The organism is Acidimicrobiia bacterium, from assembly GCA_036396535.1.
Taxonomy (GTDB): Bacteria; Actinomycetota; Acidimicrobiia; order Spongiisociales; family UBA5794; genus DASWKR01.
Genome location: DASWKR010000028.1, coordinates 1 through 23,238, shown reverse-complemented (window position 1 = coordinate 23,238; position 23,238 = coordinate 1). Strand labels below are relative to the sequence as shown.

Sequence of the window (23,238 nt, the reverse complement as noted above, 5' to 3'; positions counted from 1 at the left end):
CGGGGAGCCGCAGCACCTACACTCGGGCGACCGGTACCGGTACCCAGAAGGGACTGAAGCCAGATGCGCATCGTTCTCGTCGGGCCAGGGCGGGCAGGGCTCTCGCTGACGCTGGCGGCCGGCGCCGCGGGCCACGACATCACCGCCGTCGTCGGTCGCGACCAGGCGGGCGCAGAGGCGGGCGTAGCCCTCGTGGGAGGCGCCGCCCTCACCACGGCCGACGATCTCCCACCGAGCGACCTGCTTCTGATCGCCACCCGTGACGAGGCGATCGCCGCCGTGGCGGCGCAGATCGCGCAGCACGCCTCCTCCGTAGCGGCCGCAGTGCACGTCTCTGGGCTCACTCCGGTCTCCGCTCTCGACCCGCTTGCCGCCGCCGGGCTCCGGGTCGGCTCGTTCCACCCGCTCCAGACGTTGCCGACGCCTGAGGCGGGGGCGGCCCGCCTCGGGGGGGCGTGGATCGCGGTCACCGCGGTCGAGCCGCTCCGCTCCGAGCTGCACGGTTTCGCCGTCTCGCTCGGCGCCGCCCCGTTCGACCTCGAGGACGCCCGCAAGCCGCTCTACCACGCGGCTGCGTCCGCAGCCGCCAACTTCCCGCTGGCGGCGTTGGCGATGGCTTCAGACCTCTTCGACGGGGCGGGTGTGCCGTTCGCGGCCGCCCGCCCGCTCGTGGAGGCGGCTGTGAGCAACGCCTTCGAGATCGGCCCGCGGCCGGCGCTCACGGGTCCGGTCGCCCGAGGCGACGTTGCGACCGTCGCCACTCAACTCGACGCCATCCATGCCGCGGACCCGTCGTGGCTGCCGGCCTTCGTCGTCGTTGTGAGGGAGCTCGCAAGGCTGACCGGCCGATCAGACCAGTTCGACGAGATGCTTCGCTTCTGGGAGTCGGACTGATGGAGGTCGTCACGAGCTTTCGGGAAGTCAGAGACGGCAACCGAGGCGTCGTCGGGCTCGTCCCGACGATGGGCTACCTCCACGAGGGTCACCTGTCGCTCGTGAAACGGGCTGGAACCCTCGCCGACCGGGTCGTGATGAGCCTGTTCGTCAACCCGCTTCAGTTCGGCCCGAACGAGGACCTCGCCCACTATCCACGGGACGTCGAGCGTGACGTCGAGCTCGCCGCCGCCGCCGGCGTCGACGTGCTCTTCGCCCCCGACGTCGACGACATGTACCCGGAGCGCCCCGTCGTCACGATCGACGTCGGGTCGATGGCCGACGCCATGGAGGGCTCACGGCGCCCTGGTCATTTCGCAGGGGTGGCGATGGCCGTCGCCAAGCTGCTGGCGGGCATCCAGCCGGACGTCGCCGTGTTCGGCAAGAAGGACGCCCAGCAGCTCGCCATCGTGAGGCGTCTCGCCGCAGACCTCTCGCTCCCCGTCGAGGTGGTCGGCAGCCCGACGATCCGCGACGCCGGGGGGGTCGCGCTGTCGTCGCGCAACATCTTCCTCTCGACTGCGCAGCGGGAAGCGGCGTCGGCGATCGGCCGCGGCCTCATGGCTGCCGCCGACGCAGCCGAATCGGGAGAGCGTCGCGGGGCGGTCCTGGAAGACCTGGTCGCGTCGGAGATCGGCCCCGAGCCCGAGCTGCGCCTCGACTACGTCACCCTCGCCGCCACCGCAGACTGCTCCCGCATCGAAACGCTCGATCGCGACGCCTTTCTCGCCACGGCGGTTCACGTCGGCCCGACGACGCTCATCGACAACATCCATCTCGAGCGTGCCGGCGGCGGCTTCACGGCCGATCGCGGGGTCGTGCTCGACCGGCCGTCCGTTCTCGAGGAGACCACCTGATGCTCCTGGCGCTCGACATCGGCAACACCCAGACCGCTCTCGGCCTCTACGACGTCGACAGCCTGGTCGGGCACTGGCGGCTCACGACCATCGCCGACAGGACGGCGGACGAGCTTCGCCTCTGGCTCACCGGGCTCCTCGAGCTCGAGGGGTTCGACCCGTCCGACGTCACCGGCGTGGCGGTGTCGAGCGTCGTCCCCAAGATCACAGGCACGTTCCGCATGGTGGCATCGAAGCTGACGAGCGGTCCGGTCGTCGTCGTCGAGCCGGGCACCAAGACGGGAATGCCGATCCTGATCGACAACCCTCGGGAAGTCGGCGCCGACAGAGTGGTCAACGCCGTGGCAGGCAGGGAGAGGTACGGGGCGCCGGTGATCGTCGTCGACTTCGGGACGTCGACGAACTTCGACGTCGTCGGCCCCGGAGGCGAGTACCTCGGCGGGTCGATCGCCCCGGGGCTCGAGATCTCGACCAACGCGCTCATCTCGGGGGCTGCGGCGCTACGCAACGTCGAATTCGTGCCCCCGCGCGCCGCCATCGGCAAAGGCACCGTGGAGGCGATCCAATCGGGAGCCCTCTACGGGCACGCCGGCCTCGTCGACGGGATCCTCGAGCGGCTCGTCGCCGAGGTGGGGGGAGAGCCGGCGAGAGTCGCCACCGGAGGGCTTGCATCTACCATCGTCCCCCATTGCCGCACCGTCGAGGTCATCGACGAGTTCCTCACGCTCGACGGCTTGCGAATGATCTACGAGCGCAATGTGGACGAGGGATGAGCGACACGCCACAGACGAACGACAGCGTCGTCGACGAGACGGTCGGGCTGGCCGATCATCCGCTCACCGCCGGGAGGCTCGAGAAGCACCAGCGGGCAGCGTCGGCGTACCCGTACCGCTTCGAGCGGACGGCGACGGCCGCCGGGCTCCACGAGCGGTTCGCAGGGCTGGGCCCGGCGGAGGCGACGGGGGTCACCGCCACGGTTGCGGGACGCCTCGTGCTGCTGCGGTCGTTCGGGAGGCTCGTCTTCGCCACCCTTCAGGACGGCATGGGTCGCATCCAGCTCCTGGCGGACGAGTCCGAGCTCGACGATTTCCCGGCCTTCGCCGAGCTCGACCTGGGTGACTGGGTGGGGGCGAGCGGCGAGGTGGTCACGACCAAGAAGGGCGAGCTCTCGGTGAGGGTGAAGGACTTCACGCTGCTCCAGAAGAGCTTGCGACCCATGCCGGACAAGTACCACGGCCTCGCCGACATCGAGCTGCGGAGCCGGAGGCGCTATCTGGACCTCATCGTCAACGAGGAGTCGCGCAATGTGGCGTTGGCGCGGGCAGCCATCGTGTCCGGGCTGCGCCGGGAGTTCGAGGGTCGCGGCTACGTCGAGGTGGAGACCCCGGTGCTCACGCCGCTGGCGACCGGAGCGCTGGCCGAGCCTTTCGCCACCCACCACAACGCCCTCGACATGGACATATACCTGCGGATAGCAACCGAGCTCTACCTGAAGCGCCTCATCGTCGGGGGCATCGAGAAGGTGTTCGAGATCGGCCGGATCTTCCGCAACGAAGGGATCGACTCGACCCACAACCCGGAGTTCACGATGCTCGAGTCGTACGAGGCGTATGCCGATTACGGCGACGTCGCCGTGATGGTCGAGCAGATCTTCGCGGCCATCGCCGAGAGCGTGACAGGCTCGACCGCCATCACGTACCAGGGCGAGGCGATCGACCTCTCCCCGCCGTACCGACGGGTGCGCATGGCCGACGTGGTGGCCGAGAGGGTCGGCGTCCCGGTGTCGTTCGAGGCGCCCCTCGACGAGGTGCGCAGCCTGGCGACGAGCCACGGTATCGAGCCGCAGGCGCATTGGGGGCACGGCAAGCTCATCGAGGCTCTCTTCGACGAGCTCGTCGCCGACGACCTCGTTCAGCCGACGTACGTGATGGACCATCCGAAGGAGGTCTCCCCTCTGGCCCGGGAGCACCGCCACGACCCGAACCTCACCGAGAGATGGGAGCTCTTCATCGCCGGGAGCGAGTACGCCAACGCCTTCTCGGAGCTGAACGATCCCCTCGACCAGCGCCGACGCTTCGAAGCGCAGGCGATGTTGCGCCGGGCGGGCGACGCCGAGGCTCACCCCGTCGACGAGGACTACCTCCTCGCCCTCGAGCATGGGATGCCGCCGACCGGAGGGCTCGGTATAGGCGTCGACCGGCTCGTGATGCTGCTCACCGATCAGCACCACATCCGGGACGTGATCCTCTTCCCGCTGCTGCGACCCGAGGCCTGACCCCGGACGGGGCGCGTCGTCGCCTCGTTCGACGCGAGACCGGGCTCTCCGGTCACGTCCTCGCCAGGTCGACCCGGTCGAGGAGATATCGGTCGAGGGTGTGGAGCACTGCGACGAGGCGGCGATCTTCGAGACCACGGATCGCATCCTCAGCTCGTCTCAGCCTGTCGGTCGCTTCGTCCAAGACCACGTCGACGTGCCCGCCGGAGACGACGAGACGGATCACCCGCTCCACAGCCACCGGCTCGTACGGGCCGCCTCCCATGAGGAGCGATCGAATCTCGCGCCCCGAAGCTCCCGCCATGGCGTGGAGCACGGGGAGCGTGAAGGTGCCTTCGACGATGTCGGACCCGGCGGGCTTACCGAGGAACTCGGCGTCCGCCACGATGTCGAGGACGTCGTCCGCCAGCTGGAAGACGACCCCCATCTCCCACGCCCAGGCGCTGATCGCCTCGACGGCGTCCCGGTCGGCGTCGGCGGTGAGCGCACCGAGCCTCGCCGACGTTCTGATGAGGCTGGCGGTCTTGCCCTCGATGACCCGGTAGTAATCCTCGGGGCCGTGGTCGACGCTCCCCTCGAGCTGGAGCTCGAGCACCTGGCCCTCGCAGAGGACGGCGTATGTGTTGGCGATGAGAGCCACCGCCTCCTCGCCGAGAGGAGCCGCCACCTCGGATGCCCTCGCCAGCAGGAAGTCGCCACCGAGGATCGCCGCGGTGTTGTCCCATTTGGCATTGACCGAGGCGACGCCGTGGCGGGTGGCGGCGTTGTCGATGACGTCGTCGTGGTAGAGAGATCCGGCGTGGACCAGCTCGACGGCGACGCCTGCCTCGACCGGGCCGTCGCCGTCCGACGGGCCGAGCTCGCCGGCGACTTGGGCGAGCAGCGGCCGGTATCTCTTGCCCCCTGCGATGATCAGGTGCTGCGCGATCTCGGTGAGGAACGGGTTGTCCGCCTCGGTGACGTCGAGGAGGCGCCGCTCGACGGCGGCGAGCCGGTCCCACACCCGGTCGATGGGAACGAGGTCTCGCAGGATGGGAGCATCCATGCAGGACATGGTATACCGGGGCAGGATCGTGGTTCGGGCCGATGGCATACCGGCGGCCTGCGATCTGTTCTACACAACGGCGTGCAAGCTGCCGAAAGAGAAGGGCATGCGGACCGACATGGCACAACGAGGTCTAGACAGGACCCCTGGCTATACTCCGCAAGGCGCCCGATCGGATCGGTGCGCCACAGTTTTCTTGGGGTGATGAGCGAGTGTTTGAACGGTTCACCGACAGGGCCAGACGGGTGGTCGTCCTCGCGCAGGAAGAGGCTCGACTGCTCAACCACAACTACATCGGCACCGAACACATCCTGCTCGGGCTGATCCACGAGGGAGAGGGCGTCGCAGCCCGCGGCCTCGAGAGCCTGGGGATCAACCTCGAGGCGGTGCGCAACCAGGTGGTCGAGACCATCGGCCAGGGCTCGCAAGCGCCCACCGGCCACATCCCGTTCACCCCGAGGGCGAAGAAGGTCCTGGAGCTGTCGCTGCGCGAGGCATTGCAGCTCGGGCACAACTACATCGGCACCGAGCACATCCTCCTCGGTCTGATCCGCGAGGGCGAAGGCGTCGCCGCCCAGGTCCTCCAGAAGCTCGGCGCAGAGCTCCACAAGGTGCGCCAGACGGTCATCCAGCTGCTTTCCGGTCCGCAAGCCGAGGAGACGGGTGGCGGCCACCCGGGCGGATCCGGCAGGGGCTCGTCTTCCGAGAGCTCGCCGGGCGGCTCCACGGTGCTCGACCAGTTCGGGCGCAACCTCACCCAGCTCGCCAGGGACCGCAAGCTCGACCCCGTGATCGGCCGCGCCGACGAGATCCAGCGCGTCATGCAGGTGCTCAGCCGCCGCACCAAGAACAACCCGGTCCTCATCGGAGAGCCGGGCGTCGGCAAGACGGCGATCGTCGAAGGGCTCGCCCAGAAGATCGTCCACAACGACGTGCCCGACACGCTCACCAACAAGCACCTCTACACGCTCGACCTCGGGGCGCTGGTGGCGGGGTCTCGCTACCGCGGCGACTTCGAGGAGCGGCTCAAGAAGGTGCTGAAGGAGATCCGCACCCGCGGCGACATCATCTTGTTCATCGACGAGATCCACACCTTGGTGGGCGCCGGGGCTGCGGAGGGGGCCATCGACGCCGCCTCGATCCTCAAGCCGATGCTGGCCAGAGGGGAGCTGCAGACCGTTGGTGCCACGACGCTCGAGGAGTACCGCAAGTACCTGGAGAAGGACTCGGCATTGGAGCGCCGCTTCCAGCCGATCCAGGTCGAGGAGCCGACCGTGGCAGATACGATCAAGATCCTCGAGGGCCTCAGGCCGAGCTACGAGGACCACCACAAGGTCCGCTTCACGGACCAGGCGCTCGTCAACGCCGCCAACCTCGCAGACCGGTACATCGCCGATCGTTTCCTGCCCGACAAGGCCATCGACCTGATCGACGAGGCGGGCAGCCGCATGCGGCTACGCCGGTCCGACCTCCCTCCCGAGGTCAAGGAGATCGACGACCAGGTCTCCCGGGTCCGCGAGGACAAGCGGGACGCCGTGCAAGCGCAGCAGTTCGAGCGTGCCGCCCAGCTGCGCGATCGGGAGCGACAGCTCCTCGCTGAGCGGGCTGAGCGCGAAGCCTCGAGTCTCGGAACGATGGCCGGATACACGTCGGTCATCGACGAGGAGGAGATCGCAGAGGTCCTCGCCCAGTGGACCGGGATCCCCGTTCATCGCCTCACGGAGGAGGAGACAACCAAGCTCCTCAACATGGAGGTCGAGCTGCACAAGCGCATCGTCGGCCAGCACGACGCCATCGAGGCGGTCTCCAAGGCCATCCGGAGGACCAGGGCAGGGCTCAAGGATCCGAAGCGCCCCGCCGGTTCGTTCGTGTTCCTCGGCCCGTCAGGCGTCGGGAAGACCGAAACCGCCAAGGCGCTCGCCGACTTCCTCTTCGGTGACGACGACGCCCTGATCCAGATCGACATGTCCGAGTACATGGAGAAGCACGCCGTCAGCAGGCTCGTCGGCTCGCCCCCCGGCTACGTCGGGTACGACGAGGGCGGCCAGCTCACGGAAGCGGTCAGGCGCAAGCCATTCTCCGTCGTGCTCTTCGACGAGATCGAGAAGGCTCACCCCGACGTCTTCAACATCCTCCTGCAGATCCTCGAGGACGGCAGGCTGACGGACTCGCAGGGACGCACCGTCGACTTCAAGAACACCGTGATCATCATGACGTCGAACTTGGGCACCGCCGAGCTCCGCAAGAAGGCGATCGGTTTCGCCAACCAGTCGGATGCCCTCGACTACCTCCAAATCAAGGACAAGGTGATGGACGCCCTCAAGGGCCACTTCCGTCCCGAGTTCCTCAACCGCATCGACGAGATCATCGTGTTCCACGAGCTGACCCTGGACGAGGTCAAGCAGATCGTCGACCAGATGCTGGGACGGGTGAGAGCCCAGCTCGAGTCGCAGGCGCTCGATCTCGTCCTCACGGAGGACGCCAAGGAGATGCTCGCCAAGAAGGGCTACGACCCGCAGCTGGGCGCCAGGCCGCTCCGGCGGGCGATCCAGCGACTTCTCGAAGACCCGCTGTCGGAGAAGGTGCTGTACAAGGAGTTCACCGCCGGTTCGACGGTGCTGGTCGACGCAGACCAGGACGACGGCGAGCGGCTGGCCTTCAACGCGGTCGAGATGCCCGACCAGCCCCCCGTCGAGCTCGCCGACCAGGGCTGATCCGGAAGCGGATCCGACACCAGCTACTGCGAGAGACGCTCGTGCCGACGGCACGCAAGCGGCGTCCGGCGTTGCAGCAAGACCCCTCTCAGCGAACAAGCCGCCCGCGAACTGGGTACACTCGCGTGCATTCCGCCCCCAGTAGAGGGCGGGTATTCACTCACGCAAGTGAAGGGGTTATCACACATGTTCGCAGGGCTAAGACGGCGAGGCGCGCTGGTAGCGCTCCTCTTCGCGTTTGCTCTTCTGGTCGCAGCGTGTGCCGAGTCGGACTCGAGCACGACGACGACATCGGCGGCGCCCGGCACGACGGCCGCTCCGACGACGACGGCTCCTCCGTCGACGACGGCGCCTCCGGAGACCACGACGCTCCCGCCGCCACCGGAAGGCAACACGGTGCTGGCGTGCCAGGTGTCGGACGTCGGCGGAATCGACGACAAGAGCTTCAATCAGTCAGCGTGGAAGGGTTCCCAGGACGCCGCCGCCGAGCTCGAGGGGGTGTCGATCGAGTTCCTGGAATCCCAGGATGCGGCCGACTACCGGCCGAACATCGACGCCTTCATCAACCAGGGCTGTGACGTCATCCTGACGATCGGCTTCTTGCTGGCGGCAGACACCGCGGCCGCCGCGGCGGACAACCCGGAGCAGCTGTTCGGGATCGTCGACCAGGCGCCCGGGCCGTTCGAGCCATGGGCGGATGCCTCGGGCACCATGCTCGCCGACTATCTCAACGTGCGCGGCATCACGTTCGAGACCGACGAGGCGGCGTTCCTGGCCGGCTACCTGGCAGCAGGGATGTCCGAGAGCGGTGCAGTGGGCACCTACGGCGGCCTCCCGATCCCGCCGGTGACGATCTTCATGGACGGCTTCGTCCGCGGGGTGGCCCGCTACAACGAGGTGAACGGCACCTCCGTGCAGGCGCTCGGATACGACGTAGAGACCGGTGACGGTCTGTTCACGAACAACTTCGAGAGCCAGGACGACGGAAGGGCGTTCACGCAGACGCTCATCGACAACGGCGCAGACATCGTGCTGCCCGTCGCCGGCCCCGTCGGGAACGGCACGGCTGCGCTGTGCGCCGAGACCTCGGCCTGCATGATGATCGGCGTCGACGCCGACTGGTTCGAGACCGCCCCCGAGTACGGCGCCATCTACCTGACGTCCGTGCTCAAGAACATCGACGTTGCCGTGTTCAACACGATCAACAACGTCCTGGTGCTCGGCGGTATCGGTAACTCATACATCGGCACGCTCGCCAACGATGGTGTCGGGCTGGCCCCGTTCCACGACGTCGCCGTGCCGCAAGAGCTGGCCGACGCCGTCGCGGCGGAACAGGCCGCCATCATCGCCGCAGGGAGCCTCGAGGCGTACCTCGAGGCGCTGGCGGCGCCGGAAGAGGGCTGATCCGCAGCGAGCCTCGGCTCGCGATATCGAGGGGAGAGGGGCCTGCGGGCCCCTCTCCCGCGTCGCTGGTGCCCGCGAGGCCGGGGCGCCCAGCCTCGGGCTGGCCGGCGACATCGGAAGGACCCGCTCGTCTAGTCTGCCGCCCGCACCGCAGGCACGAGATGAGGGGAGCACGCGCCGGTGGCGACGCTCGAGCTGAAGGGCATCACGAAGCGCTTCCCCGGCGTGCTCGCCAACGACCGTGTCGATCTCAAGGTCAGCTCAGGCGAGATCCTCGGTTTGCTCGGCGAGAACGGCGCCGGCAAGACGACCCTGATGAACATCCTGTACGGGCTGTACGGCGCCGACGAGGGCGAGGTGCTCATCGACGGTGAGCCGCAGCACTTCTCCGGTCCCGGGGATGCCATCGCGGCCGGTATCGGGATGGTTCACCAGCACTTCATGCTCGTGCCGGTCTTCTCGGTGACGGAGAACGTCGTGCTCGGCGTCGAGCCGACCCGGGGCGCCGGGGTGCTCGACCTCAAGAAGGCGAGCGCCGAGGTGAAGGAGATCTCCCACAAGTACGGGCTGGCCGTCGACCCGGACGCGGTCATCGAGGACATCCCGGTGGGCCTCCAGCAGCGGGTCGAGATCATCAAGGTGCTGTTCCGCGAGGCGGCGATCCTCATCTTCGACGAGCCGACGGCTGTGCTCACGCCGCAGGAGGTCAACGAGTTCTTCGGGATACTGCGCTCGCTGCGCGACGCAGGCAAGGCGATCATCTTCATCACGCACAAGCTGAAGGAGGTGCTCGAGGTCGCAGACAGGATCGCGGTGCTGCGGCGCGGGTCCAAGGTAGGCGAGACGGTGCCTGCTGAAGCAACCGAGGCCGGCCTCGCCGCCCTGATGGTCGGCCGCCCCGTCGAGCTGGTCGTGAGGAAGGACGAGGCCACCCCGGGCGATCCGGTGCTCACCGTCCAAGACCTCGTCGTCCTCGACGACAGGCAGCACCCCGCCGTCAAAGGGATCTCGTTCGAGGTGCGCCAGGGTGAGATCGTCGGCGTTGCCGGGGTCCAGGGCAACGGGCAGACCGAGCTGGTCGAGGCCATCACCGGGCTGCGCGATGTGACTGCAGGCCACGTCTACATCGGCGGCAAGGACGTGACCGACGCTTCGCCGCGTGAGATCCACGAGGAGAACGTGGCGCACATCCCCGAGGACAGGCAGCGAAGCGGTCTCATCATCGGGTTCACCGTCACCGAGAACATGGTGCTGGACGGGTACTACTCACGCCCGTACTCACGCGGCATCGTGATGGACTGGGACGAGGCGAGGAAGCGAGCGGAGGAGCTCGTCGAGCAGTACGACGTCAGGACGCCGAGCATCGAGCTGCCGGCGAGCACGCTCTCGGGGGGGAACCAGCAGAAGGTGATCGTCGCCCGCGAGTTCGGTCGCGACGTCAAGCTCGTCATCGCCTCGCAACCGACTCGAGGCATCGACGTCGGGTCGATCGAGTACATCCACGAGCGTTTCGTCGAGGAGCGAGACAACCGGGCGGGCCTCCTGATCGTGTCGACGGAGCTCGACGAGGTCATGGCGGTCGCCGACCGCATCATCGTGATGTTCGCAGGCGAGATCGTCGCCCAGTATCAGGGCGGGAGCGTCACCGCAGCCGAGATCGGGCTGGCGATGGCGGGGGCGAGCCGATGAGCGACCGCCCCGACGGCGCAGCCGACTCTCCGGGGTTCATCGAGGATCTTCTCGGCACGCGACTCGACTGGAGACGGGCCGTTCTCGTCCCCGTGCTCGCCATCCTCCTCGCCCTGATGGTCAGCGCCGTGATCATCGTGGTCTCCGACATCGACCTCTGGCAGAACCCGAGCTTCGACCAACTCGGCGACACCCTCGATCAGGCACGCGACGCTCTCTCGGCGCTCTTCATCGGATCGTTCGGCTCTCTGCGGGCGTTCTCGTCGACGCTCGAGTTCGGAGCTCCGCTGATCTTCGCAGGCCTGGCGGTCGCCATCGGGTTCCACGCAGGGCTGTTCAACATCGGCGCCGAGGGGCAGATGCTGATGGGCGGGATGGCTGCGGTGGCGCTCGGGATCACCTTCGACCTGCCGATCTACTTGAACCTCCCTCTCGCCCTCGTCGGCGGGGCGATCGGGGGAGGGATCTGGGGAGGCATCGCCGGCTGGCTGCGAGCGAAGACGGGTGCCCACGAGGTCGTCACGACCATCATGCTCAACTCGATCGCAGGGCTCGCCGTGGTCTGGATGCTCTCCACATCGTTCTTCCAGCCTGCGGGGAGGCAGGACCCGGTCTCCAGGGACATCGCGACCTCGGCGCGGCTGCCGAGGCTGCTCGGCTTCCTCGACCGGTCGGACCTGCGGGTCCATTTCGGAATCATCCTCGCTCTGATCGCCGCCTACGGCATCTACTGGCTGCTGTTCAAGTCGACGATCGGCTTCGAGTTCAGGGCGGTCGGCGCCAACCCGGACGCCGCCCACTACGCCGGCATGAGGGTGACCACCATCTACGTCTCCGTCATGTTCCTCTCCGGCGCCCTGGCCGGGCTGGCCGGCATGAACCAGATCAACGGGCTCCTCTTCAGAGCGAGCCCCGGTTTCTCTGCGGGGATCGGCTTCGATGCCATCTCGCTCGCCCTGCTCGGGAGGTCGCATCCCGCAGGCGTCGTCGCGGCGGGCCTGCTGTTCGGGGCACTGCGAGCCGGCGGTCTCGACATGCAGGTCGTGACGGACGTCCCGATCGACCTGATCGCCGTCATCCAGGCGCTCGTGGTCGTGTTCATCGCCGCCCCGGCGCTCATCAGGGCGATCTTCCGGGTGCGCACCGGCGAGGGGACGGGCCAGGTCACAAAAGGCTGGGCGTCATGACGGCCGTGGCGACGAACCCAGACGCGATTCCGGCCCGCACGACCGCCGAGATCCGCAGGTCGCGCTATCTCGCCATCACGTACCTGGTGCTGGCGGCGTTCGTGCTGTTCTACTTCGCCAGGTGGAGCCGCGACCTCGGCAACTTCACGTTCAGTCTCGCCAGGCCGACCGATCCGTCGCTGCCCGACCTGACGCTGTCGACCGGTCGGGTGACGCTGTTCTGCGGGATCGCTCTGGCGGTGCTCGGCGGCTACCAGCTCGTCAGAGGGTTTGGGAGGCGAGAGAACCTGGTGCTCGCCCTCGGCCTCGTCATCTTCATCTTCGCCTTCCTGGCGTGGGCGACCGGTCAGAGTTCCCTCGGGGCGTTCAGCATGGTCGGAATGCTCAAGGCGACGATCGTACGCAGTGTCCCGATCACGCTCGGGGCACTCGCCGGCGTGATGTCGGAACGGGTGGCTGTCATCAACATCGCCATCGAGGGCCAGTTACTCGCCGGCGCCTTCGTCGGGGCCGTGGTGGCCTCCCCGCTCACGGAGCCCGACGACCGCCTGTTACTCGGCGCCCCCCTCGGGAGCTGGGTGGGGGTGTTGGCCGCCGTTCTGGTCGGAATGCTCCTGGCGTGGGTGCTCGCCGTGCTGGCGATCCGATACGTCGTCGACCAGATCATCGCAGGCGTCGTCATCACGATCTTCGTCGGGGGCCTTACGTCGTTCTTGTCGCTGCGGTGGCTCGCCGAGAACAGCGGCCTCAACCAGGCGCCGATCTACAAGCCGCTCGGCATCCCGCTGCTCAGCCGGATACCGCTCATCGGGCCGATCCTGTTCGACCACAACATCTTCGTGTTCGGGGCGTTCATCTTCGTGGCGCTGTTGACGTTCCTCCTCTTCAGGACGAGGTGGGGCCTGCGGGCGCGTGCGGTCGGCGAGCACCCCAAGGCGGCCGACACCGTCGGCGTCAACGTCTACAGGACTCGCTACCTCAACGTCATCCTCGGTGGGGCCATCGCAGGCTTCGGCGGCGCCTTCTTCACCCTCGGGTCGGTCGGGCGTTTCGACGAGAACATGACGAACGGCCGGGGCTTCATCGGGCTGGCCGCGATGATCTTCGGCAGGTGGCACCCGGTCGGGGCGATGGCGGCCGGGCTGGTGTTCGGGTTCGCCGACGCCCTCTCGCAGACGCTCGGCATCCTCCAGACGGGCATTCCGTCGGAGTTCCTGGGCATGGCTCCGTTCATCGTGACGATCCTCGTGGTCGCCGGCCTGGTTGGTAGGGCCAGGCCGCCCGCCGCCGACGGTCAGCCGTACGTGAAGGAGTAGCGGCTGTCTCAGCCGGCCGTCGCTCCGAAGAACCGAACGCATTGCAGGGCGAGCTCGGAGAACGGGGCGTTGTCGTTGACCGCCTCCGCCGGGTACGTCGATCTCACCTCGAGCGTGACCAACGTGGTGTTGAGGCTGGCGATGGCGACGCTCTGCGGCTCGTTGACGTCCCGGAGCGTCCCCACCGTCTCCGTCCCGAGGTCGTCGACGGTGATAACGAAGTCCTTGATCCTGAAGTTCAACTTGAACTTCGTGTTGTCGACGAGGTTCTGCAGCTCGATGTCCCTGATCTGCACCGGCTGGGCGAATCGGAAGGTGAGCACAGCGTTGACCCCGCGAGCACTCTGGTCGTTCCAGTACTTCTCGTCGTCGGTGCAGTCGAGGAGTTTGTCCGGCTCGTAGCCCGTGAGATGCGAGCTCGCCTCGACCGATGTCGGCCGCAACTCGGTGAACTCGAAATCGGTCGTCGTGGTGGTGGCGATCGTGGTCGTCGTGACCTGGGCATTCGGCTCCCCCCTCGTCAGGTTGAAGGCGATCGTGATGATGGCGACGATCCCGACAACGACGGCCAAGACGCTCAGTGCCCTGCCCCCGGGAGTGGTCCTGACGGCGGGCGGTGGGGCGACCGGGAGTGGACTCTTGCCGAGGCGGGCGCCGCACTGCTCGCAGTGGCGATTCTGAGGGGGATTGGCGGCACCGCAGCTCGGGCAGTTGAGCGGCGTGGAAACGGGGGAGGGCGGCTGCTGGCTGGGAGGCGGGACATCCTCGGGCGGCGCATCGGCGGCCGGACCTTCCTCGAGCTCGAAGGGCTCGAAGAGGTCGTCGAACTGGTCTTGGTCGGGCCCGTTGTCCACTCTCGAGTTCCTCGTTCGGGGTGCCGCGCCCCCCGATGACGCCAGAACGGCAGCACACGCGGCGCGGTTATTGTGCCACGGATGACATTCATCGTCGCGGTACGCGAGGTGGAGGGCTGGACCGCGACGAACCTCCTCGGAGGCCTCTTGCTCCTGGGCATCGTTGCATTCGGCCTCGTGTGGGCGATCAGGCGTTTCCTGCGCGGCTGAAGCCCTGCGGGCTTCTCGTCACACCCGTTTCTTACCCTCTCCCGAGAACGAGTGAGAGGTTGGAGGCAATGCCTTACGTGTGCCGCAGCTGCGACTACCGAGCGGCGAGGTGGATGGGCTTCTGCCCGGACTGCAAGGCGCAGGACGCCCTGGAGCACGGCGCCGCCACCGGTCGCCGAGCCACGCCTTCGATGTTGCGGGACGTCGTCAGCACCGTCCCTCCTCGCCGGCTCGCCAGCGGGGTCGGCGAGTTCGACAGGGCGGTGGGAGGGGGCCTCGTTCCCGGCACGGCGGTCCTCGTCGGGGGCGAGCCTGGAGTCGGGAAGTCGACGCTCCTCCTCCAAGTGGCGGCCGGGGTGGCGGCCACGAGCGGTGTCGTCGTCGCCGCCGCCGAGGAGTCGCCTGAACAAGTGGCGCGCCGGGCGGAGCGGCTCGGCCTGGGTGGCGCCGAGGTGGGCATCGTCGCCGTCACGGACGTCGCTGAGATCGTCGGCATCATCGAGGCGGATCGGCCGGGCCTGGTCGTGGTCGATTCGATCCAGACCGTCACGAGCGACGACGTCGACGGCTCCGCAGGGGGCGTGGCCCAGGTGCGGGAGTCGGCGGCGGCTCTGATCTCGGCTGCGAAGCGCTCCGGGACGTGCCTCATCCTCGTCGGGCACGTGACGAAGGACGGCCACCTCGCAGGCCCCAAGCTGCTCGAGCACATGGTCGACGTCGTCTGCGCCCTCGAAGGCGACGATCCGGGAGGACTCCGCTTTCTCCGGTCTCTGAAGAACCGCTTCGGCTCCGTCGACCAGTCGGGCGTGTTCGAGATGCGCGATTCGGGTCTGGCGGGCATCGACGACCCGAGCCGGCTCTTCATGGCCGATCGGGATCCGTCCTCGACGGGGTCGGTGCTCTTCCCCGCAGCCCAAGGCCGTCGCGTGTTCATCGTCGAGGTCCAGGCGCTCGTCGCGTCGACGTCGTCTCCGCAGCCGAGGCGGTCGGTGAAGGGACTGGAGCCCGCCCGGGTCAGCCAGCTGCTGGCCGTGCTGGCGCGCCACGGCGGCATCTCGCTCGACAGTCACGAGGTGTACGTCGGCGTCGCAGGAGGGTTCCGGGTGACCGAGCCGGCCGTGGACCTGCCGCTCGCCCTGGCGCTCGCTTCCTCGGCCCTCAACCTCCCGGTGAACGGCCTGGCTGCCTGGGGGGAGATCGGCCTCACGGGCGAGCTGCGGGCGGTGAGCCAGTCGGAGAGGAGGGGCAAGGAGGCGGCGCGCCTCGACGTCGCCGAGCTGCTCTCACCGGGCGACCCCGCCATTCGCCGCCTGCCGGAGGCACTGGCGGCAGCCGGGCTGACGAGGGGGAGGATCTCGGTGGTGTCGTGAGCGACGTGACGGAACCCGGGCGCGCGACGGATGCGCTCACGGACGGTTGGCGACGTCGGAGTGGACGGCCCGCCTACTACGCTCGGGCGCCATGAACGCCAAGGCTGTCGACACGCTGGCGGTCCTCCGCCGGTTCGCTCCAGGCACCGACCTGCGGGACGCCGTGGAGCTCATCCTTCGGCAGGGGACGGGCGGCCTGATCCTCTTCGGGGCAGGCTCGTCGATCGACGAGGTCTGCTCGGGCGGCTTCTTCCTCCAGGACGTCTCGTTCACCGCCCAGCGCGTCGCCGAGCTGGCGAAGATGGACGGCGGCATCGTCGTCGACGAGGCTGCCACCGCCATCAGGCGGGCCAACGTCCACTTCATCCCGGATCCCACGCTCGCCACGAAGGAGACCGGCACCAGGTTCAGGACGGCCGAGCGGCTCGCCGCCCAGACCGGGGCGCCCGTGCTAGCCGTCAGCGAGGAGGGGACCTCTCTGGCGAGCGTCTTCCTCGGCGGAAGCCGCTACGAGCTGCGCCGCCCCACGGACCTGCAGGCTGAGGCGAATCAGATGCTCAACTCGCTGGAGCGCCTGCGGCGGCGTCTCGCCGACGCCGAGGACCACCTCACCCGCAACGAGGTCGACGACCTCGTCACCGTCCGCGACGTCGTTCTCCTCCTGCAGCGGGCGGCGCTCATCCGAAGACTCGACGAGCGGGTCGAACGCACCGTCGTCGAGCTCGGCGGGGAGGGCAAGCTCCTCTCGATCCAGGCGGCTGATCTCGTCGAAGGGGTCGGCGAGCTGGCGACGCTCGTGTACGCCGACTACTCCAAGCGGCGTGGGCGGCCCGCCAACCCGGTGCTCGACCGCCTCGGCCAGTTCGTGACGGACGACCTCTACGACATGTCGGCCGTCGTGAACGCCCTCGGCCTGGACCCCCTCGACACGAGCGTTCGCCCCAGGGGCTGGCGGGCGCTCTCCCGGGTGCCTCGGCTACCTGAGACCGTGAAAGAGAGCCTCATCGGCCATTTCCGCGACTTCCAGAAGCTGCTCCATGCCGACGTCGCCCAGCTCGACAAGGTCGAGGGTGTCGGCCAGGCGAGGGCGAGGCAGCTCCGCTCGTACCTCGACAGGCTCCTCGAGGTCGGCTCCATCTGGGGCGTGATCGCAGATTGAGGCCGGAGCGGGCCGGCACCGGGCCCGGGGTGCATCCGCCATCGCGGTACAATGCCCCCTCCCGACCCTGAGAGTCACGTGCCACCCAAGAAGACACCTGCCAAGAAGAAGCCACAGCCGAACAGGAAAACCGCAGCCGGGAAGCCGTCGCAAGCGAGCAAGACGTCCAAGTCGACCAAGTCGACCAAGTCGACCGAGACGACCAAGCCTTCGGGCCGGCCGCGCCCGAAGACTCCTGCAGCGAAGAAGCCCGCCCCGAAGGTCGCCGCCGCCGGCAGGGCGAAGGCTCCCGCCAAGAAGCAGGCGCCGACGAAGCAGACAGAGCCGAGGAGCACCCCCGCATCGACCGGCGGCGACGGCCCCGGCAGGAGCTCCAAGCCGAAGATCCCCTTCAAGGTCGGCGACAAGGTCGTCTATCCACACCACGGCGCCGCCACGATCATCCGCCGGGAGCGGATCGACTTCGACGGCGCCAAGCACGAGTACTTCGTGTTGGAGGTGGCGACCGACCAGCTGACGGTGCGGGTACCCGCCGCCCGGGCGCTCGATCTCGGGGTGCGCCCCGTGATCTCGAAGAACATGGCACGCAAGGTGTTCCAGACGTTCCGTGAGGAGCCTCAGGAAGCGGGGGCGAACTGGAGCCGTTGGTACAAGCTGCTCACCGAGAAGATCAACAGTGGCGACATCTTCCAGGTGGCCGAAGTGGTTCGCGACCTCACGTACGCCCAGCAGATCAAGGGGATCTCTCCCGCCCTGAAGCGCATGCTCGCCAAGGCGCGCCTCATCATCGTGAGCGAGCTTCGATTCGCGCTCCAACTCGAGGAGGACGAGGCGATCAAGCGCCTCGACCGGTCGCTACCCAAGGTCGACGAGCCCGTCGAGGCCGTGTAGCGGCAGGCGCCGTCGATCGCCGGCGCCGGCCCGCTCGAACATGTCTTCAGTCATCTCTTCAGCGTCGTCCCGATTGCGCCGATCTGCTCATCAGGCCCTGTGGAACGCCGCCTGCGAGGCTTTGGAGGCCCATCGTGATGGTCGAAGCGATTCGTCTGCTGGTGACGCTGACGTTCACCGCCGTCGGCTTCTCGGTCGGTCGGGCGTGGTCGTCGTGGTTTCCGCAACTCGGCGCCGACCCGGACGTCGCTGTGATCACCGGCGCCGTGATCGGTGCCGGCCTCGGCTACGTCCTCGGGGGCACGTTCGGCCGCCTCGTCGACCGGGGACTCGACGGCACGCCACGCGTCCTGCAGCGAGCAACCGGACCCGAGCTCTTCGCCGGTGCGTTCGGTCTCCTCACCGGGCTCGTCGTCGGCACGGTTTGCGCCCTTCCTGCGGTGGCGTTGCTGCCCCGCTCCGTCGGCTGGCCGATTGCGGCGCTCGTCGTGCTCGTGTTCTCCTCGTTCGGCTACCGACTCTTCGCATCGCGCTCGGACGAGCTGCTCTCGGTCGCCGGTCTGCGAAGAGCCGACCCGTTCGCCAGCGCACCCGAGATGGAGGCGAAGTCGTCTCGATACCTCGTCGACAGCTCCGCCGCCATCGATGGGAGGATCGTCGAGCTCGTTCGCTCTGGTCTTCTCCATGGTTCCATCTGGGTTCCGGGCTTCGTGCTCAACGAGCTCCAAGCGATCGCGGACGCAGGCGATCCGGGGAGGAGGCGTCGAGGTCGGAGAGGGCTCGAGGTCCTCGATGCGGTCAGGGACCAGGCCGGGCAAGGTTTCGAGGTGCTCGCCAACGACGTGCCGGAGCACGCCGACGTGGACGCCAAGCTGATGACGCTGGCCGAGCGGCACGATGCCGCCATCGTCACGACCGACCACAACCTGGCGCGCAATGCCGGGCTGCGCGGGCTGCGGGTGGTCAATCCCCACGCCATCGGCGAGTCGCTCCGGGTGGCCTTCACCGCAGGAGACCACATGTCCGTCAAGATCGAGCGGTCCGGCACTGAGCCCGGCCAGGGTGTTGCGTACACGGACGACGGCACGATGGTCGTCGTGGCAGGCGGAGACGGCCTGATAGGCGATCATGTCGACGTCGAGGTCGTCAACGTGTTGCGCACGAGCGTCGGGCGCATGATCTTCGCCAGGCCGACGACCGAGGCCCAGGCGGTCGGGTAGCCTCGCACCTTCCCAGGGAGCAGGTGTGATCAGGACCGGCTGGGGCTACGACGCCCACAGATTTGGCGGAGACGGGCCCCTCGTGTTGTGCGGGGTGATCGTCGCTTCGGAGCGCGGGCTCGCAGGCACGTCGGACGGGGACGCCGCGGCACACGCCCTCACCGATGCGATCCTCGGTGCGTCAGGCCTCGGCGACATCGGTGACCACTTCGCTTCGAGCGACCCACGGTGGCACGGCGCAGACTCGATGGATCTTCTCGGCCGCGTCGCCGGGATGGCGAAAGAGGCCGGGTACACGGTGACGTCGGTCGACGTGACGATCGTGGCCGAGGCCGTCAGGATCGCCCCCCATCGCGAGGCGATGCGCAGGCGGGTTGCCTCCGTCCTCGACCTCGAGATCTCACACGTCTCAGTCAAAGCCACGACGACGGACGGGTTGGGGTTCACGGGCCGCGATGAGGGAATCGCCGCCATGGCGGTCGCCTCGGTGGCTGGTCACGGAGAGGTCACCTGAGGCGTCATCCGAGGCGCGCCAGCGCCCGCTTCGGGTTGTTGCAGACGATGGCGGCGACCCCGGCGGCGGCGAGCTCCCGCTGGCTGCGGGCTCCGTCAACGGTCCAGACGATCAGCTGGAGGCCGCGCCCGGCGGCCGCCGCCACCACGCCGGCCGGGTCCGACCGCATGTGACGCTTGTGCGGGATGACATAGAGGTGGCCGGATTCGGCCGCCCCGTCGAGCTCGGAGTCGAGGTATGCAGTCCTGTCGACGAGCTGACCCGTTGCCACCGCCGGGTCCAAGTGCCTGACCCGGGTCACGGTGTCGTGGTTGAAGGAACTGACGACGACCCGGTGGCGCCACCGCGCCGCCCACTCGACGACGAGGTCGGCGACGCTGTGGTCGCCGTCGAAGTCGGGCTCGGCCGGGTCGTTCTTGAGCTCGATGTTCACAACGAGGTCGGCGCAGGCGGCCACGGCCTCTTCGAGGGTCGGGACGGACGGGGCGGCGGTCCTCAGGTCGTCGAACGTGCGGTCGGCGATGATCCCGAACCGTGGGATCGAGGCGTCGTGGTGGACGACCATCGTCCCGTCGCGCGTGAGGCGGACGTCGAGCTCGACCCCGTCTGCGCCGACCTCCACCGCCCGTGCGAAGGCGGCCACGGTGTTCTCAGGTGCGAGCGCGGAGGCGCCGCGATGGGCGAAGACGAGCGGACGGTGGGGTGGCCTGGTGAGATGCACGTTCGTCTGCCCGGGAGCATAAGCGAACGGGCGGCAGGCCGTGTGCCGGAGGGCCGCCTGGTCGGGAGCTCCCGAGAGGCCCGAGACGACCCACTGATAGCATCACTCGCCATGCGGGTCTTCAGCACCCTCCACCACGGCCTCGTCGAGCTCGAGCCACGTCGCTCAGGCGCCATCGGGATGTACGTGTGCGGCGCCACGCTCCAGTCGCGGCCCCACCTGGGCCACGGCCGCTATGCGGTCGTCTTCGATGTGCTGCGGCGCTACCTCGAGTGGCTCGGAATCGACGTCACGTACGTGAGGAACATCACGGACATCGACGACAAGATCATCGCCGCCGCCGAGGAGCGGGATACCTCGATCGACGTGGTCGTCGCCGAGTCGGCCGAGGCCTTCTCCTCGGCCTATCGATCGTTGCGGGTGCTCGCTCCGACGATCGAGCCGCGGGCGACCGAGCACGTCCCTGAGATGGTCGACCTCATCGACAGGTTGATCGCGGCCGGTCACGCCTACGAGTCCGGCGGCGACGTCTATTTCTCTGTGAGGAGCTACCCGGATTACGGCAAGCTGTCGGGCCGCAACGTCGACGAGCTCCGGAGCGGCGCCCGCGTCGAGCTCGGAGAGCTGAAGCGGGATCCGCTCGACTTCGCCCTCTGGAAGGCGGCCAAGCCCGGCGAGCCGAAGTGGGAGTCGCCGTGGGGTCCGGGCCGGCCCGGCTGGCACATCGAGTGCTCCGCCATGGCGCGGTCATACCTCGGGGACGGCTTCGACATCCACGGTGGAGGTGGAGACCTCGTCTTTCCCCACCACGAGAACGAGGTGGCCCAGTCCGAAGCGGCCATGGGCACCCGTTTCGCCCGGTACTGGATGCACAACGGGATGGTGAACCTCGCCGGCGAGAAGATGTCCAAGTCGACTGGGCACGTGATCGACCTGCTCGAAGCCCTCGAGAAGTACCGGCCGGTGGCGGTGCGGCTCTTCTATCTCCGCACCCACTACCGCAGGCCGCTCGACTTCACGGAGGAGGCGCTCGCCGACGCCGAGTCCTCCCTCGAGCGCCTCTGGTCGTTCCGCAGGAGGACCCCGGGCCCGGTGGAGGACGAGCCCAGCAGCCAGCATCTGGCGGCCTTCCGGGAGGCGATGGACGACGACCTCGACGTCGCCGGGGCGCTGGCAGTGCTGTTCGACTTGGTGAGGGACGGGAACCGGGCGATCGACGACGGGGGCGACGCCGCCGCATTGACGGCCGCATACGACGAGATCGCATCCGTGCTCGGGATCGAGGACGAGCCAGAGGGGGTCGTCGACCTGGCGGACGCGCTGTCCCGTCTCGCACTCGACGTGGGTGTGGCTGCCCCGCCCGAAGCCGAGGCGACGATCGAGGCGCTGCTGGCGCGGCGCGCCCTGGCGCGAGCCGACCGGGACTTCGCCACGGCCGACGCGATTCGCGACGGGCTGGCGGAGGTCGGAATCGTCGCCACGGACACGGTCGATGGCACCCGCTGGCATCGGAGCTGACCTCGCCGGCGTCCACGCGATCGCGGCGGCGCTCGCAGCAGGCCGAGTCGAGCTGCTGACGGTCGAGCGGCGCAGGGCGACCCGTGACGACGTGGCGGCGCTCATCGTCCACGCCGAGGAGGCGGGAGTGATCGTCCATGTCGTCGAGGACGTGGGTCCGCTCGCCGGCACGGACAGGCCGCAGGGTGTGGTCGCAACCGCAACACCTATCGTGCTCGTGTCGCTCGAGGAATGCCTCGCCTCGAACGACCCGGCCGCCGTCGTCGTGCTCGATCACGTCGAGGATCCCCGCAACACGGGTGCCGTCGTCCGCTCCATGGTGGCGGCAGGGATGCGCGGTCTGGTCGTGCCGGGGCGCAGATCTGCGCCTCTCGGAGCGACGGCCTTCAAGGCTGCCGCGGGCGCATTCGAGTCGGCGTCCGTCGCAGTCGTTGGCTCGATCCCCGAGGCGCTGAGGCAACTCTCCCGCCTCGGCGTGTGGACGATCGGCCTCACGGGAGCGGGAGAGAGGAGTTTGTTCGGCCTCGACCTGCTCGGTGAGCCGTGCGCCCTGGTGTTCGGGGCCGAGGGGGCGGGGCTGAGCCGCCTCGCCGGGGAGCGGGTCGACGTCACCGCCAGGATCCCGATGGGCGCAGGTGTCGAAAGCTTGAACGTGTCGGCTGCCGCGGCGATCGCATGCTTCGAGGTGGCGAGGGTGAGGACGCCGGTACAATGACCGAGGGCGCTTGGCGCCGGCCGCTTCGCTGGCGTAGCTCAGTTGGCCAGAGCAGCTGATTTGTAACAAGGCCCGGCCTAACGCTGTGCGCAGAGGGAAATCGCCAGGTTGATCCGCTCCAGAGTCGAGCAGTTATCTGCTCACGGAGGGACACCTGGAGGTGACCTGTGGTCTACTCGGAAGACTTCGAGGACAACGCCCGGATGGCAGTCGAGCTCGCTCTCGGCTCCGCACACCCGTATGCCGAGGATGAGGTCGCTGAGTTGTGGGATCTGCTCGTCGACTTCGCGACGCGAGTGTCGAATGAGTCGCAGCATCCCCTGAGCCCGTCGCAGTTGTGCGCCATCGCGGCGCACATCGCAAGGAACGAGCCGCTCGTCGACTTCCTCGTCGTGCAGAGCGTCGAGTCGCGGCTCGCTGAGGGCCGATACGACCGGCCCGCGTGGGTCGCCGGGGGACCGCTCCAGCTCGCTGTTCGGGGCGTAAAGGAGGGCCTGGCTGCTCTGCTGGCTGCTCGGGCAGCGCACGACGCGTGGCCTGAGGGCACCAATCCGGGGCAGGTCGACCATGCTTGATGACGGCTACCGCGAGTGGCTGATCGCTCGAGGCTTCGCGCTCCGCAACACCGTCCGTGTGTACGTGAACG

General features: G+C 68.3%; 21 protein-coding genes. 18 read left to right on the top strand and 3 right to left on the bottom strand.

Going from position 1 to position 23,238, the window contains the following annotated elements:
* Positions 1 to 63 precede the first annotated feature (63 nt).
* Genes VGC47_04145 through lysS form a run of 4 tightly spaced genes read left to right on the top strand, consistent with a single transcriptional unit; the run spans position 64 to position 4,065 of the window.
* On the top strand, positions 64 to 894 hold the full coding sequence (locus VGC47_04145; protein HEX9854482.1) for a DUF2520 domain-containing protein: 831 nt from the start codon (positions 64 to 66) through the stop codon (positions 892 to 894).
* On the top strand, positions 894 to 1,790 hold the full coding sequence (panC, locus tag VGC47_04140) for a pantoate--beta-alanine ligase (protein ID HEX9854481.1): 897 nt from the start codon (positions 894 to 896) through the stop codon (positions 1,788 to 1,790). Before VGC47_04145 ends, panC begins: the two co-directional genes overlap by 1 nt.
* Entirely contained in the window at positions 1,790 to 2,563 is a 774-nt protein-coding gene (locus VGC47_04135; GenBank protein ID HEX9854480.1) for a type III pantothenate kinase, read from the top strand. Before panC ends, VGC47_04135 begins: the two co-directional genes overlap by 1 nt.
* Positions 2,560 to 4,065 (top strand): lysine--tRNA ligase, encoded by a 1,506-nt coding sequence (gene lysS, locus VGC47_04130; protein ID HEX9854479.1) that lies wholly within the window; start codon positions 2,560 to 2,562, stop codon positions 4,063 to 4,065. Before VGC47_04135 ends, lysS begins: the two co-directional genes overlap by 4 nt.
* Before the next feature lie 52 nt (positions 4,066 to 4,117).
* Here lysS and VGC47_04125 read toward each other — a convergent pair whose 3' ends face one another.
* Positions 4,118 to 5,110: a polyprenyl synthetase family protein gene (locus VGC47_04125; protein HEX9854478.1), complete on the bottom strand. Its 993-nt coding sequence runs from the start codon at positions 5,108 to 5,110 to the stop codon at positions 4,118 to 4,120.
* Positions 5,111 to 5,322: 212 nt separating this feature from the next.
* Here VGC47_04125 and VGC47_04120 point away from each other — a divergent pair, with 212 nt between their 5' ends.
* The 5 genes from VGC47_04120 to VGC47_04100 all read left to right on the top strand — a co-directional run bounded on the left by VGC47_04120 (position 5,323) and on the right by VGC47_04100 (position 13,420).
* The gene (locus VGC47_04120) at positions 5,323 to 7,824 is read left to right on the top strand and encodes an ATP-dependent Clp protease ATP-binding subunit (GenBank protein HEX9854477.1); all 2,502 of its coding nucleotides are present in this window, start codon (positions 5,323 to 5,325) and stop codon (positions 7,822 to 7,824) included.
* A gap of 168 nt (positions 7,825 to 7,992) precedes the next feature.
* A complete protein-coding gene (locus VGC47_04115) occupies positions 7,993 to 9,228 on the top strand; it encodes a BMP family ABC transporter substrate-binding protein (protein HEX9854476.1) in 1,236 nt (411 codons plus the stop codon).
* 180 nt (positions 9,229 to 9,408) lie between these two features.
* Positions 9,409 to 10,917, top strand: a complete 1,509-nt coding sequence (locus VGC47_04110) for an ABC transporter ATP-binding protein (protein HEX9854475.1) — start codon at positions 9,409 to 9,411, stop codon at positions 10,915 to 10,917.
* Positions 10,914 to 12,104, top strand: a complete 1,191-nt coding sequence (locus tag VGC47_04105; GenBank protein HEX9854474.1) for an ABC transporter permease — start codon at positions 10,914 to 10,916, stop codon at positions 12,102 to 12,104. The genes VGC47_04110 and VGC47_04105 overlap by 4 nt, the downstream gene beginning before the upstream one ends.
* Complete coding sequence (locus tag VGC47_04100; protein ID HEX9854473.1) at positions 12,101 to 13,420, top strand: ABC transporter permease; 1,320 nt, start codon at positions 12,101 to 12,103, stop codon at positions 13,418 to 13,420. Before VGC47_04105 ends, VGC47_04100 begins: the two co-directional genes overlap by 4 nt.
* A gap of 8 nt (positions 13,421 to 13,428) precedes the next feature.
* Here VGC47_04100 and VGC47_04095 read toward each other — a convergent pair whose 3' ends face one another.
* Positions 13,429 to 14,274, bottom strand: a complete 846-nt coding sequence (locus tag VGC47_04095; GenBank protein HEX9854472.1) for a zinc ribbon domain-containing protein — start codon at positions 14,272 to 14,274, stop codon at positions 13,429 to 13,431.
* A gap of 81 nt (positions 14,275 to 14,355) precedes the next feature.
* On the opposite strand from VGC47_04095, the gene VGC47_04090 reads away from it, so the two are divergent.
* From VGC47_04090 to ispF, 6 genes are all read left to right on the top strand, one after another.
* A complete protein-coding gene (locus tag VGC47_04090) occupies positions 14,356 to 14,484 on the top strand; it encodes a hypothetical protein (GenBank protein ID HEX9854471.1) in 129 nt (42 codons plus the stop codon).
* 68 nt (positions 14,485 to 14,552) lie between these two features.
* Positions 14,553 to 15,854, top strand: a complete 1,302-nt coding sequence (radA, locus tag VGC47_04085) for a DNA repair protein RadA (protein ID HEX9854470.1) — start codon at positions 14,553 to 14,555, stop codon at positions 15,852 to 15,854.
* Between the two features lie 91 nt (positions 15,855 to 15,945).
* Positions 15,946 to 17,013 (top strand): DNA integrity scanning diadenylate cyclase DisA, encoded by a 1,068-nt coding sequence (gene disA / locus VGC47_04080; protein HEX9854469.1) that lies wholly within the window; start codon positions 15,946 to 15,948, stop codon positions 17,011 to 17,013.
* 78 nt (positions 17,014 to 17,091) lie between these two features.
* Positions 17,092 to 17,904, top strand: a complete 813-nt coding sequence (locus VGC47_04075) for a CarD family transcriptional regulator (GenBank protein HEX9854468.1) — start codon at positions 17,092 to 17,094, stop codon at positions 17,902 to 17,904.
* 137 nt (positions 17,905 to 18,041) lie between these two features.
* Positions 18,042 to 19,124: a TRAM domain-containing protein gene (locus VGC47_04070; GenBank protein HEX9854467.1), complete on the top strand. Its 1,083-nt coding sequence runs from the start codon at positions 18,042 to 18,044 to the stop codon at positions 19,122 to 19,124.
* Between the two features lie 25 nt (positions 19,125 to 19,149).
* The gene (gene ispF / locus VGC47_04065) at positions 19,150 to 19,638 is read left to right on the top strand and encodes a 2-C-methyl-D-erythritol 2,4-cyclodiphosphate synthase (protein HEX9854466.1); all 489 of its coding nucleotides are present in this window, start codon (positions 19,150 to 19,152) and stop codon (positions 19,636 to 19,638) included.
* 4 nt (positions 19,639 to 19,642) lie between these two features.
* Here ispF and VGC47_04060 read toward each other — a convergent pair whose 3' ends face one another.
* On the bottom strand, positions 19,643 to 20,359 hold the full coding sequence (locus VGC47_04060) for a glycerophosphodiester phosphodiesterase family protein (GenBank protein HEX9854465.1): 717 nt from the start codon (positions 20,357 to 20,359) through the stop codon (positions 19,643 to 19,645).
* A 111-nt stretch (positions 20,360 to 20,470) separates the two neighbouring features.
* Here VGC47_04060 and cysS point away from each other — a divergent pair, with 111 nt between their 5' ends.
* From cysS to VGC47_04045, 3 genes are all read left to right on the top strand, one after another.
* Positions 20,471 to 21,877, top strand: a complete 1,407-nt coding sequence (cysS, locus tag VGC47_04055; protein HEX9854464.1) for a cysteine--tRNA ligase — start codon at positions 20,471 to 20,473, stop codon at positions 21,875 to 21,877.
* The gene (locus tag VGC47_04050; GenBank protein HEX9854463.1) at positions 21,852 to 22,592 is read left to right on the top strand and encodes an RNA methyltransferase; all 741 of its coding nucleotides are present in this window, start codon (positions 21,852 to 21,854) and stop codon (positions 22,590 to 22,592) included. The genes cysS and VGC47_04050 overlap by 26 nt, the downstream gene beginning before the upstream one ends.
* 167 nt (positions 22,593 to 22,759) lie before the next feature.
* Positions 22,760 to 23,167 carry a hypothetical protein gene (locus VGC47_04045; GenBank protein ID HEX9854462.1) on the top strand — a complete coding sequence of 136 codons (408 nt, stop codon included), beginning with the start codon at positions 22,760 to 22,762 and terminating at the stop codon, positions 23,165 to 23,167.
* Positions 23,168 to 23,238: the final 71 nt, after the last annotated feature.

Excerpts from the sequence above, each read along its gene's own strand:
- VGC47_04145 (HEX9854482.1), top strand. The coding sequence starts at position 64 with ATGCGCATCGTTCTCGTCGGGCCAGGGCGGGCAGGGCTCTCGCTGACG.
- panC (HEX9854481.1), top strand. The coding sequence starts at position 894 with ATGGAGGTCGTCACGAGCTTTCGGGAAGTCAGAGACGGCAACCGAGGC.
- VGC47_04135 (HEX9854480.1), top strand. The coding sequence starts at position 1,790 with ATGCTCCTGGCGCTCGACATCGGCAACACCCAGACCGCTCTCGGCCTC.
- lysS (HEX9854479.1), top strand. The coding sequence starts at position 2,560 with ATGAGCGACACGCCACAGACGAACGACAGCGTCGTCGACGAGACGGTC.
- VGC47_04125 (HEX9854478.1), bottom strand. The coding sequence starts at position 5,110 with ATGGATGCTCCCATCCTGCGAGACCTCGTTCCCATCGACCGGGTGTGG.
- VGC47_04105 (HEX9854474.1), top strand. The coding sequence starts at position 10,914 with ATGAGCGACCGCCCCGACGGCGCAGCCGACTCTCCGGGGTTCATCGAG.
- VGC47_04100 (HEX9854473.1), top strand. The coding sequence starts at position 12,101 with ATGACGGCCGTGGCGACGAACCCAGACGCGATTCCGGCCCGCACGACC.
- VGC47_04090 (HEX9854471.1), top strand. The coding sequence starts at position 14,356 with ATGACATTCATCGTCGCGGTACGCGAGGTGGAGGGCTGGACCGCGACG.
- radA (HEX9854470.1), top strand. The coding sequence starts at position 14,553 with ATGCCTTACGTGTGCCGCAGCTGCGACTACCGAGCGGCGAGGTGGATG.
- disA (HEX9854469.1), top strand. The coding sequence starts at position 15,946 with ATGAACGCCAAGGCTGTCGACACGCTGGCGGTCCTCCGCCGGTTCGCT.
- VGC47_04070 (HEX9854467.1), top strand. The coding sequence starts at position 18,042 with ATGGTCGAAGCGATTCGTCTGCTGGTGACGCTGACGTTCACCGCCGTC.
- cysS (HEX9854464.1), top strand. The coding sequence starts at position 20,471 with ATGCGGGTCTTCAGCACCCTCCACCACGGCCTCGTCGAGCTCGAGCCA.
- VGC47_04050 (HEX9854463.1), top strand. The coding sequence starts at position 21,852 with ATGGCACCCGCTGGCATCGGAGCTGACCTCGCCGGCGTCCACGCGATC.